Source organism: Fibrobacter sp., assembly GCA_024399065.1.
GTDB lineage: Bacteria > Fibrobacterota > Fibrobacteria > Fibrobacterales > Fibrobacteraceae > Fibrobacter.
The window spans coordinates 1-12,107 of sequence record JAKSIB010000060.1; the positions used below are offsets into that span (position 1 = coordinate 1).

A 12,107-nucleotide genomic window follows, 5' to 3' on the forward strand; every position below is an offset into this window, starting at 1 on the left:
CCTTGCACGCAGCTAGTATTGTAGGGCTACGCCCGTATATGAAGAACCACCGGCGCCGGTGGGTCTCTTTTTTTAACGCGTCGTGCAGTTTCTGTGAATGTCGTGCGGGGCGGATGTTTTCCGCAGAAATTAAAGGCTGGTCAAGTCCTTGTACAGGGCGCGGATTGCATTTCCGCGATGGCTGATCACCTTCTTTTCTTCCAGTTCCATCTGGGCGAAAGTGCGGGTCTCGCCATTGGGAACGAACAGCGGGTCGTAACCGAAGCCCATGTCGCCTACGGGTGCGTGATTGATGGAACCGCGGCATTCGCCTTCGTAAATCTTCGGTTCGGAGACAATCAGCTTGCCGTTTGCGTCCGGTACGATTTTCTGGTAGGAGAGGGCGCAGAAATAGCGGGCGGCGCGGTCTTCGATGCCTTGCAACTTTGCAAGAAGCTTATTGTTGTTGGCGTCATCGTCGCCGTGGCCACCTGCATAGCGGGCGCTGTAGATGCCGGGTTCGCTGTTGATTGCGAAAACTTCCAGACCGGAGTCGTCGGCGAGGACTGTAGCTTCGATGCCGCGTTCGGCAAGCCAATGGGCGGTAACGCTGGACTTGATGATGGCGTTTGCTGCGAAAGAATCGCCGTCTTCAACGATGTCTCCATCGAAACCGATGTCCTTGAGGGTCTTGAATTCGTAGTTGTCTGTACCCAGGATGTGGGCGAAGTCGCGAATCTTGCCTGCGCTGCCAGTGGCGATAACGAAAAGATGCTTCATTAGTAATGTTCCGGTTTCATGACGATGAGGATAGCGTCTACCACAACGCCAACTCCGCAAAGACCTGCGGTGCAAAGCCAGAGGATGCCTGTCCAAATCTTGCCTTCGTAAAAACGATGTAATCCAAGATAGCCCAGCAAAATGCAAAGGGCGAGTGCAATCCATTTATTGTGTGTACCTTCAGCGGCCATAGCGCCTCCTTATCTTTGTCCGTAAATTTAGAAATCCTTGAAGAAGGAAACAAGTTCCGGAATTAAACTTTCATAGTTTGCGAAACTTTTGCACTTGGCGATTTGCTTTAGGAACTTGGATGGTAAGGTTTCTGTTTGGTATTCCCAGAAACAGCGCATCCGGTTCAGCATTTGGTTGCCATCCTGCAAAATTTCCTTGGACTGTTGATAAATTCCCTGGTGCAATTGCCATACAACTTTGTTTCGCTGGGCTGTATTCCAGGTTTCACCATTTTCGTATTCTACAGCCATGGTGGGAATGGTTAGGATTCCTCTACCAATCATGACTCCGGCGAGTTTAGGATACTTTGTTTCAAGTTCCTTGATTCGTCTAGCGCTTAGAACGTCTCCATTGAAAACAATGGGGTGCTTACATTCTTCATAGAATTTTTGAAAGCCCTCTCCGTCCAGTGCGCCTTTGTATTGCTGTTTTCCTAGGCGTGGGTGTATGGTGATATGGGTGAGGTGTGTGTCGTTTAAAATCGGTAATATTTTTTGTGATTCTTCTGGATTTTCCAAACCCAGTCTCATCTTCACGGAAAAACGAATTTCTGACAAACTATTGATACGTTTTGCAATTTCTTCAACAATATCGGCGTGGGGGAGAATGCCCGAACCTCTCCCATGCCCAGTTTGCATGGGATAGGGACAGCCCATGTTCAAATCAATTTCCTTGTGGCCCTGTTTTTCCAAAGCATCTACAAGAATATTGAATTCTTCGATTCCATTGAAAATTATTTGAGGAACGAATTCATAACCCAGATTGTTCTCGGGTTTGACGTCCCATAAATCACGATCCTTTGCCTCACCTTTTTCCACGCGGACAAAGGGGGAATAATATTTTTTTATTCCGCCCACGTATTTGGCGTGATTTTGTCGGTAAATGACGTCGGTATAACCTTGGAGGGGGGCTAGATAGATGGGCAACATACATCATCAAGTATACAAAATGCTATTTTAAAATTTATGAACAAGAATTCTCGCAGCAAGATTTTCGCAACTAGTTTGGTAGCCCTTATCGGTTCTGTATCTTTTGGACTTTCCGCATGTGCTTCCGGCGGTACACCGAATGTTTCCACGGATTCCAAGGTTGAATCTCCGGCACTTGCCACTCGTTTGGCTCCCGTAGATGCAAAAACTGATTTTGAAACGGTTACCGTTGCCGACAATAAGCAGATTCGTGTGGTAGAAAAACCGACTCTTGCTGCTTTAGATTTTGCTGCCTATTTCAATAATCCCATCCGCTTGGCTGGTAAGGAAGAAAAACCGGAAAATTATACAGGCAAGATGGCGGGATCGTCCCTTGCCGATTATCCGTTCCCTATGCTGGATTCCCTTTCTGCAAACCGCCCTGCGATTGTTGAAGGCCGTGCTCCCATTTCCTGGGAGCCCTTTGCCAAGTTGATGTACGCTCAGTTGGGCAACGACTCCCTGAACATTGTACTGAATTCCGTGGAAGCGGTAAAGTGGGATGAACCGGAAGTTTTTCGCGCCTTCCAAAATGTAACCCGTATGTGGGGCGTTCCCATGAGCGATGGTTCCGTGGAGTGGTGGGTTGAAGTTACTCCTGCAGCATGGACTGGTCGCGCACCTTTCTATGGTCGCTTGAACTATAAGTCCTACGGTGAAACAGCTGAAATTTTCAATTACTACCTGACTGGGGAAATGAATGCTGACGACGCCATGAACTGGGCTCGCACACTTTCTTCCTACTGGTACCCGACTTTGAATACGGACTTGGAACCTCACACTGCTGGCGCTCCTTGGGAAAACGGTAAGCCTTTTGCCGTGATGCGCGGAAACCCCATGGGTACTCCCATGTGGATCGGTTTTGAAGTTCCTGCATTCCGTATGAGCGAAGAAGCTATCCGTGCTAAGCATGTTGCAGACTCCTTGGCAAATTCCGGCGAAGTGATTCCTGTGGATCGTCATTTGGATACCACTTCTACGTTCCGTTTGGAAACCCTGAATTCAGTGAAGGGCTCTTGCCCTGCGAACGAAGCTACGGCTGCATTCCGCAAGTCCCTCGCCAAACAAATGGCGAAGCTTCCCAAGGAACAGAATGCTTGGGCTGAAGTAGATGCCAATGGCAATAAGGTGGAAGGAGGTTTCCTATGGTTCCGTCGCAATGCCAATTACTTGCTTTCTGATAAAATCAGCGCACAGGACAGCCTCCATAACCCGCTGCCCCGTATGGTAGAATTGAAGCAGTATCTGGATTCCCTTGGCATTCAGCTTTTGGTAGTGCCTGTCCCCGTGAAGGAAGAAATCTACGGTGAAAAGATTGTCCCGGGTACTGCGGCAGACCTGTGCGTCAATCCTGAAGGACGCGCCTTTACCCAGGAGCTCCTGGAAGCAGGAATCGATGTGCTGGATATTTACCCTGCATTGATGGCCGCCAAGGCCGGCGACGAACCGCCTCATTATAGCTTCCAGCGTTACGATACCCACTGGGCTCTGCCTGGCGAACTTGCCGCCATGGAACTTCTGGCTAGCCGCGTTACGCAATATAGCTGGTACGAAGAATCCGGCGCACAGCCTGGATCCTTGAACCTGCAGGAAACCAACACTCTTCGCGAAGGTGACCTGGTGGCACATTTGCCGGATTCCGAAAAAGCCAAGTACCCCGCAGATACCTTGAACGTGATGAAGGTGTACAAGGGCACCGAAACCTACAAGGGCGGCAAGAACGCTCCCATCCTTTTGATGGGCGACTCCTTTACAGGCGTGTTCGAATCTGTGGACCAGAAGAGCGGCGGCCCGGGCTCCTTGCTCGCTTACGCTACTGGTCTTGATGTTCAGGTGGCTACCAGCTGGGGCGGCGGCCCTGGCGTTCGCAGCCGCATGATGAAAATGAAGAAGGATATGCAGAGCAAGCGCCTCGTGATCTACATGATGACCGCCCGCGATTTCTGGCAGTCTCCCATGGAATGGGATAAGCTGCAATAAGCATAGTTGATTTATGAGGTGGGTAAAGAAACTTTTTTGGCCGGTGTTTGCTTCAGTTCTAGCTGTAGCGTTGTTTACAGTTCTTTGGAGCGGCCGTACAGAAGTTGAATCCTACCGAGAAATGGCCTGTGCTTTTGAAAATCAAAAAATCAACTGCCTGGATTCCCTAGATGACTGGCGTTCTGGTCTTGCCTATTTTGATGGGGAACTGAATGCCGGCCGTGATACTTTGGAAGCTTTCAAATCGCTTCTTTGGAATTCATGGAACATCAAATTTGCAGGCCCCGGGGCAGAGGCTGTTACTCGGGAATCTATTCTCCCGTTGCAAGTTCTGCAGAATAGAACTTCCGGCTGCATGGGGCTTGTTTGGTTAGCCATGATGGTTGCTGAAGCGCGTCAAATTCCGGTTCAGCCGATTCTTTTGCCTGGCCATGTTTTTCTGAAATACCATTGCGATGAAACGGGCGATAGCTTGTGTGTAAACTTGGAACCCAATCGCGAAGGATTTTCCTACACGGATGATGAATATCGCGAAAAGTATAAATCCGGGCCGTGGACCGGTTTTGAATTAAAGCCCTTAAGTGCTGCCCAATTATTTGGCCTTGCTGCGTTCAATATGGGTAACACCTATTTGGATAACGATGTTCACAGGGCCTTGACATGGTACCGAATGGCGGAAGAATTTTTCCCGGAATATCCAGGAATTAGCGCGAACCAGGCTGTGGCCAAATCTCGTCTATAAATGCTTTTGTTAAATTTGAAAAGTATTATGCATGGGTTAGGTTAGGGACCCGCGAGAGTGTTTTGTGTACTTGAAACTACTGAACATATTTTTGGCAGTTTTCTTTACTTGCTTTTTTAGCGCCTGCGATTCATCAAGAAATCATGTTGCTCTTGATGAGTTCTATGATCTTGAAGGATTTGTATATATCAAGGCTGATGGGCAAAGCGTAACTCTCGGAAAGAAGGAAAAAAACGCTGCTCCCAAAGAACGTACTCAGATGAATGTCGAGTTTACCTACAATTATTTCATAGGTAAACATGAGGTGACCTGCACGGACTATAACCGCGCTATGGCTAGAACCGGAACGACAGTTTATTGCGAAGAAGAGGATTATCCTGCATCAGGCATGACTTACTATGATGCAATCCTTTATGCGAATATCTATAGTAAACGAGAAGGCTTTGATACGGCGTATACCTATTACTCGTCAAAATTTGATGAAGAAGGTCATTGTGTAGGTCTTGATGGTCTCAAGCTCCTGACGGATGTCGAGGGGTTCCGTTTGCCTACTGAGGCTGAATGGGTTTTTGCTGCGCAACCTGGCTGGAAACCAAGAAGAGCCTGGACTGCGGAAAATTCCGGCTTTATTGGACATTCTGTATGTGTTCAGCCTGCGAACTACCTTGGGGTATGCGATATGGCCGGCAACGTGGCGGAATGGGTTGATGGCTGGCTGGGTTATTTCCGTGATACAACTATCTCCAATTACATGGGCGGTACCGATGGGGGCACCTTTGGTGAACGTGTTGTGAAAGGTGGCAGTTTCCGTAACGAGGCTAAAAGCATTTCTTACCTTTCCCGTTTAGATGTTTATCCCGTTACCTCGGTAAATACCTTTTACTACGTGGGCTTCCGTCTGGCCTTTGGCAAGATTCCCAATCCTACCTGGTTGTCTTCTGATGGTTCCGCGTCAAACAGCAACGTGACTGCTGTGGCGGGCTCCGCTGCCGTAAAGGAAATGACGGGCACTCTCCAAACCAAGTTGGCCTTCCGAAATGACATGACCGGAAATATTGCGTTTATTGACTATTCCTTGGGCAGTCTCTCTGTTAAAGAAATCTCGGATACCATAAATTCGTACCATCCTGAAATATCTCCCAATGGTAAATGGGTTGCTTTCTGTACCGTTGCGGAAGGTTTGCCAGGTAAATCAGACTTGTATGTACGAAAGCTGAATGCTGCAGGAGACAATCTTGTTAAGCTGGATGTGGAATCTGCAGCGATTCCCCGCTGGCGCGTTCTTCCTGATGGCGATACGGTGATTGTCTATGTGACAGATGCCGGAACCAATAATGATGATGCATCGTTTAAGTCAGCAAGTACTTGGCAAGTGTCTTTTTCCGGTGGGACTTTTGGGGAGCCTCAGAAACTTTTCGATGGGGCGTACCACGGAGGCGTCAGCAGCGACAATAAATTGGCTGTTTCTGGTGCGCGTCTGCTGAGGGCCCGTGTTGCCGACGAGAATTCTACGGTAATGGAATCTGCATCAGATGACATTTGGTACAACGAAGAACAGGCCTGTAATGTAAGCCTCGGTAAAGGCACGGTGAAGCATAGCATGTTCCTGGATTTTGCCTCTTCTACGGGAAAGGACTTTGTGGGATCAAAGTATTATGTTCACGAAAGGATCTTTATTGCTGATGAAAATGGAAAACTTGTTAGATCGGTTCAGGCTCCTAGTGGTTTTACTTTTGACCATTCGGAATGGACTGTCGGCGATACAACGAAGTTGACGGAAACATCGGGACTTGCAACGGCGTCTTTGACAAATACCAATAACGCGCATACAAAAATTGTTTTGCTAAATACGGAAGACGGCTCTTACGAAACTCTGGTGGATGGAGACGAGGTTTGGCATCCTTGCGTTTGGATAAAACAGAGTACCTTGGCATCGGAAGATGTTTTGCTTTCTCCTGACAGTGCAGGGGTGTATTATGATATTTTCGCAGCAACCAGTGAACAAATCATGAAGGTGAAAATGCGTATGTTCTGGGATATGAAGGATTCCATAGAATTGTATGCTGTGGGCTCTTCTCGAACGGAACGTGGCTTTGATCCTTTGCTCTTGACATCCTATAAATCATTTAACTATGGCTACTCTGGTTGTGAACTTTGGGGCGAATTGTACTTGGTTGAAAATTATATCATGAACCATGCAAAGAACTTGAAAGTTCTACTGATTGAACTTCCGCCGGATTTGCAGAACAATTCTTCGGCCTTTAGGGATGAATCTGTTTTTGATCAGGCTAACGGCTATATCTTTGATAGAAATCATGATTTCTGGAAAGAAGGCTTGCCGGAATATTTTGTCTCTATGGTAGATGAATACATGGACTATTCTGATGAAGATTTGGAATCGTACGTGAACACCATGGGGCTTCTTCACACGGAATCTGGGGGATGGAAAGGAAATGAAGTGGATCGTGATTCCGTGTTTTCTGAAAAGGAAATGGATTATTACAATGCTGTGATGGATTCCTTGGATGAATTCATTGAACGCGTCGCCGATCAAGATGTGAAAATTGTTGTGGCTATTTATCCACAGTCTCCTAGCTATGCAGAAACAGGCTCTTTTGGTAGACACGGCTTACAGAGAAGCGTGGCAAAGGAAACGATTGATCATTACAAGAAAATGTCCGAGAAATATCCGCACGTGAAGGTGATGGATGAAAATAATTTCGGTGATCATGACTATACTGACGATATGGCCTTGGACTACGATCATTTGTGCTCTAAAGGTGCGGCTCATTTTACAGAAAGATTGGATTCCCTGCTGAAATCCTGGAAATAAATGCTTCATTTTCTTGTTCCTGTTGCCGCTATTTTGTTTGCCATATTTCCGTTAACTGATACGGACGTGTGGTGGCATTTGGCTTGTGCGAGGGAATGGGTGACCACATGGACTCCGGTAAGGGAGCCTGTTGTCAATGTCCATGAATTTTTCCAGCAGACCATTGTCGCAATCTACGATATTGGTGGAGCACCTTTGTTGGTCGCCTTCAAGGCTTTGTTGTGGGGTCTTGTCTTCCTTCTTTTTTTACGTGGAGCGAAACTCTCAAAAATTGCGATGGTTGTCGCATTGGCGATGGTTTTTGTTTTCCGCTACCAGTTTGAAATGCGCCCCGTTGTATTCAGCTTACTTTTCCTGGGTGTTTACTGGAATGTTCTTCCTTGGCTAGCCCAGGGGTATGATGACACCAAAAAACGTTGGGCGGGAGCAATAGGAATCTTGTGCCTCCAGTGGATTTGGTGCAGATGCCAGGGGCTGTATATTCTGGGGCCGATTTTTGGAATTGCAACGGTCGCGGCATATTTTGATAGGAACAACCTTGATCGTCTAGCTTTGCTGGCGTTATTTGTTCTTGCCATGTTTGGAATGCCGTTCTTGCATAGCGACGGCTTGTTGTTAGCGGCTTATCCCTTCGAGTTGTTAAACCGCTTAGTAGGTTTGAGTCCCTCTGCCACTATTTTTGCCAAGGAAATTGCTGAGAATCGGTCGCCATTGACACTACTTATGGGTGGGGAAAATTTCTGGACGTCTTTGCTAATGCTTGCATGCGTTTTGACTGGCTTGGCTTATGCTGTAAAACAGCTTGTAGGGATGATTAAGAATAAGGCCTTGCACGCTGAAAATCGTATTCTCAAACAGATTGTACTTTGCACCACTGCAATCTTGGCTTTGGTGGCAGAAAGAAATTTTGTGTTGTTCTTGCCGGTATTTTTCACTGTCGTACTTCCGATGATTCCGGAATTGCCATTTGCCAAGTACGCTAGCCTTGTTGTGGTAGCCTTCATTCTTGGTTTGTGGGGCAGGTCTTTGCTTGCTTATGACAAGACTATGGTTTCATCTCAACGTGTGCCTGTGGCTGCCGCGGAATGGATGAAGGTCAATCCTCATGATGGAAGGCTTTTCAATGACGATCGTGCGGGCGGTTACCTGGCCTTCGTGAATCCTTCCGATTCCACGTACATTGATGGACGCTTTATTTTAAAGACTGCAGATTTTTTTGAACAGTATTTGAACTTTGCGAAGAATCCCGCAACCTTTGTGGAGTATGCAAAGCAAAACCAAATCGATCGCGTGATTTTGCCAATCCGCTACTATGCACGCTGGGAAAATTTCATCTCGCTGCTATCACAAATGCCAGAATGGAAATTCGCCTACAGAGACGACTACTTTGTTGTGCTTGACCGAAATTAAAAAAGGTCCGTCGATTTCTCGCCGGACGCTCTTTTTTCTCTCAAATTAAATGGATGTTGTTTGCAACTTCAGGCTAGAAATTACTTGATGCTGATAGCCTGCACCTTGCTTGCAGAACCGCTGCTGACCTTCACCATGTACATGCCCTGGGGGAGGGATGCCAAGGAGAGGGTACCAACAACACCGTCAATCTTCATGAGCTTGTGGCCCTTCAGGTCGAACAGTTCAACGTCGGCTGCGTTAACACCGGAAATTTCCAGAGCCTTGCCGCTGAAGGTTACGCTAAGAGCGGATGCCGGAACGAAGCTGTTGATAGCCTGCTGCTGACCACCTTGCTGTTGACCGCCCTGGTCGCCGCCCTGCTGCTGACCGCCCTGGTCGCCACCCTGCTGTTGACCACCCTGCTGAGAGCCGCCAGTTGCGCATGCAGTGTAGGTAGTGGGGTTGGTTGCAAGATAACCCTTGACCAAATTACCGGATGTGGTGTACTGGAGACTATTCTTGTTGGAACCGCTGGCGAAAGCTGCGGTGCCTTCGCTAATGTAGGAAGCTGACCAGTTAGCCCAGGAAAGCTTGTACTTGTTGATGAATGTTTGCCACTGGGAATTCTTGCCCTGGTCCGGGTTGCCACCGCCATTGGCGTCGGCAGTTCCCCATTCAGAAACAAAGATGGAAAGGCCTGCCTTGATTGCTTTTTCGCCGTTGGCGCCTTCGCAACTTCCACCCCAGTCATAGTTGCCGCTGACACAGTGGCTGTTGGCGTAGTAGTGCAAGGTATAGGCGGTATTCTTCTTGCTGTCGTTGACTTCCTGACCGATAACTTCTTCCGGATGCTGGTCCCAAGAACGGGTGCCCACAATAACTAGGTTGTCAGAGTACTGACGGATCGTGGAAATAACCTGGTTTGCGTAATTCTTAATGTTGTCCCAGGCGATGTCTGTGGGTTCGTTGAATACTTCGAAAATCACGTTGTCGTACTGGCCGTAAGTCTTGGCCATTTCTTCAAAGAATCCCTTTGCAGCATCAGTCTGCGATGTGGCTTCGTGGGAATGCCAGTCGATAATGACGTAAATGTCGTTCTTGATGGCGGCTTCTACCACGGTCTTCATCAAGTTCTTTTGAAGGCTCGGGTTTGTTCCGTAACCCTGGAGTTTTTGGCCGTTGTATTCGCCGTTCCAGTCTTCGCTACCGGTTGCCATAGCTGCACGAACAATCTGGATGTTCATGTCCCTTACCATGGTGGAAACGCCTTCTTCGCTCCAGTATTCTACAGCCTGGGGCATCAGGCTCCAGTAAAGGCTCATACCGCGGACCTGGACTTCGGCGCCGTCCTTGACGCCCTGGCAGGAACCGTAAATGCGACCTTCGCCGGCAGAGTTCTTGCCGGTCATGAGCTGACCATACTGGCTAACGGGACCCACGCGGGAGGGGGTGATGGTCTGTGCGGAGGCCAGGCCAAAACCCAGGGTCATGGCGCAGGCGAGAGCGGGAATAGATAAAAACTTCATAAACATCCTCATTTTTTTTTCAAAAGATATATTCATAAACCTTTAGGAGTACGTGATGTAAGTATTTTGGTGTTTACGGAAAGAAACAAATGTGTTCTAAATCATCTTCTTTTGGACGATGTGGGATGTTTTGTCCTGTTTTTTAATGGGTTCTTGCTATCTTTTTAAAGAATTTTGGTAATATTCTTCGGTAATATTGCCTGTTTTTGAGGTTTTTATGAAAATGAAGAAATTTGCATTGGTTTCCGCTTTTGCCTTGGCTTGTTCCGCATTCGCTCAGCAGGGCGCCCCCACGGGTGCCGCTGTGGATCCTACTGCCGACGAACAGAAGGCATTGGATGCCTTGAAGGGTAAGGTGGAAGGTGTTATCGCCTGGTCTACCAGCCGTGCAAATTCTCATCACGATATTTGGCTCATGAATGCCGATGGTACCGGAGCCCACGCTTTGACCAACAGCGATAACGTGGACTGGTTCCCCCGTATCTCTCCCGATGGTACTAAGGTGCTCTTCAACCGCAGTAAGGGCGGTTGGGTTCCCGAAAACGATGCCAATTACCCGGAGAAATGGGAACTCTGGACCATGGATATTGATGGCGCAAACCAGGTAAAGGTTGTGGAAAATGCAACCTGGGGTACCTGGCGCCCCGATGGTAAAACTATTGTCTTTAGTCGTGCAGGCAAGGTCTTTACTATGGACTTGGCTTCCAAGGCGGAAGCATTGGTCCTTGATGGCGAAAAGGCTTTCAACAAGTCCGGCGTAATTCTTCAGGAACCTAACATGAGTCCTGATGGCAAGCATTTGGCAATTACTCTTCGCGGTTCTATGCGTGAAACTGGCGTGTGGGATTTGGCAAAGAATAGCTGGACCAAGTCCGGTGACGGCTGCCAGATTGACTGGAATTTTGATGGTAGCAAGCTCTATCGTGTGAATCCCACTGGAAACGGTGGTACCGCAGCCCCCAGCGAAATCCTGTGGTTCTCCGCAAAGGATGGTAAGCAGGTGGAAAAGGTGGGCTTCTTCGGTATTCCCAAGAACGTTCGCTTGATGGATTTGCCGGGCCGCCGCAGTCATGAATATTTCCCCCGTATTTCTCCTGATGGCAAGTGGCTTGTGTGGGGTGCAACCGACAAGGGCCACGACCACGACATGTTCGACTACGAACTTTACATGTGGAAGATTGGTGAACCGGTGGAATCTGCTGCCCGTATCACTTATCATTCCGGTAACGACCGCTGGCCCGATATCTGGCTGGGCAAGGTTCCTGAATCCACCACCGCAAAGAATGTTGCCGGTGCAGCAGCTGACATCAAGTCTCAGGCCGCCGCAGCTATCGTGGGTGGTGTCAGCGAAGCCAAGATGGACGAACTGATCAAGTCTATCGACCGCCTGACCGAAGCTGTGAATGCCTTGACCCGCACTCAGATGGACAAGAACATGGCCGCCGAAGGTGCCGAACACATTCCCGCTGCGCAATAGGCGAACCTCGTACCTCGAGCCTGGTCTCTAAAATGATTTCCTCCCACGTGTCATCCTGAGCGGAGCGAAGGATCTAGCTATATGTTTTCTGAAAAGAAATTTCTCGCCACTAAGGAAACCTCCAAGTACAAGCGCTTGGCGGAGCTTCTGCGTGTCATCATTTTGCAGCTGGGGGATGACGTTCCTCGCGCACGTCGTG

The 12,107-nt window shown here is 48.3% G+C and carries 9 protein-coding genes; 5 read left to right on the forward strand and 4 right to left on the reverse strand.

Features of this window, described 5'->3' with window-relative positions; translation table 11 throughout:
• Nucleotides 1–129: 129 nt before the first annotated feature.
• The 3 genes from rdgB to MJZ25_15815 are packed head-to-tail and all read right to left on the reverse strand — an operon-like array spanning nt 130 to nt 1,919.
• Entirely contained in the window at nt 130–759 is a 630-nt protein-coding gene (rdgB, locus tag MJZ25_15805) for an RdgB/HAM1 family non-canonical purine NTP pyrophosphatase (protein ID MCQ2125638.1), read from the reverse strand.
• Nucleotides 759–950: a TM2 domain-containing protein gene (locus tag MJZ25_15810; protein MCQ2125639.1), complete on the reverse strand. Its 192-nt coding sequence runs from the start codon at nt 948–950 to the stop codon at nt 759–761. Before MJZ25_15810 ends, rdgB begins: the two co-directional genes overlap by 1 nt.
• Before the next feature lie 27 nt (nt 951–977).
• Entirely contained in the window at nt 978–1,919 is a 942-nt protein-coding gene (locus MJZ25_15815) for a tRNA-dihydrouridine synthase family protein (GenBank protein MCQ2125640.1), read from the reverse strand.
• Nucleotides 1,920–1,955: 36 nt separating this feature from the next.
• On the opposite strand from MJZ25_15815, the gene MJZ25_15820 reads away from it, so the two are divergent.
• The 4 genes from MJZ25_15820 (at nt 1,956) to MJZ25_15835 (ending at nt 8,923) form a co-directional block, all read left to right on the forward strand.
• Nucleotides 1,956–3,938, forward strand: coding sequence for a hypothetical protein (locus MJZ25_15820; protein MCQ2125641.1), 1,983 nt, complete (start codon nt 1,956–1,958; stop codon nt 3,936–3,938).
• Between the two features lie 13 nt (nt 3,939–3,951).
• Nucleotides 3,952–4,680 (forward strand): transglutaminase-like domain-containing protein, encoded by a 729-nt coding sequence (locus MJZ25_15825; protein MCQ2125642.1) that lies wholly within the window; start codon nt 3,952–3,954, stop codon nt 4,678–4,680.
• Nucleotides 4,681–4,744: 64 nt separating this feature from the next.
• The gene (locus tag MJZ25_15830) at nt 4,745–7,513 is read left to right on the forward strand and encodes a TIGR02171 family protein (GenBank protein ID MCQ2125643.1); all 2,769 of its coding nucleotides are present in this window, start codon (nt 4,745–4,747) and stop codon (nt 7,511–7,513) included.
• A complete protein-coding gene (locus MJZ25_15835; GenBank protein ID MCQ2125644.1) occupies nt 7,514–8,923 on the forward strand; it encodes a hypothetical protein in 1,410 nt (469 codons plus the stop codon).
• A gap of 80 nt (nt 8,924–9,003) precedes the next feature.
• Here the strand turns inward: MJZ25_15835 and MJZ25_15840 are convergent, their stop codons facing one another.
• Complete coding sequence (locus MJZ25_15840) at nt 9,004–10,431, reverse strand: cellulase family glycosylhydrolase (GenBank protein ID MCQ2125645.1); 1,428 nt, start codon at nt 10,429–10,431, stop codon at nt 9,004–9,006.
• A 217-nt stretch (nt 10,432–10,648) separates the two neighbouring features.
• Between MJZ25_15840 and MJZ25_15845 the strand changes: the two genes are divergently transcribed.
• Nucleotides 10,649–11,908, forward strand: a complete 1,260-nt coding sequence (locus tag MJZ25_15845) for a hypothetical protein (GenBank protein ID MCQ2125646.1) — start codon at nt 10,649–10,651, stop codon at nt 11,906–11,908.
• Nucleotides 11,909–12,107: the final 199 nt, after the last annotated feature.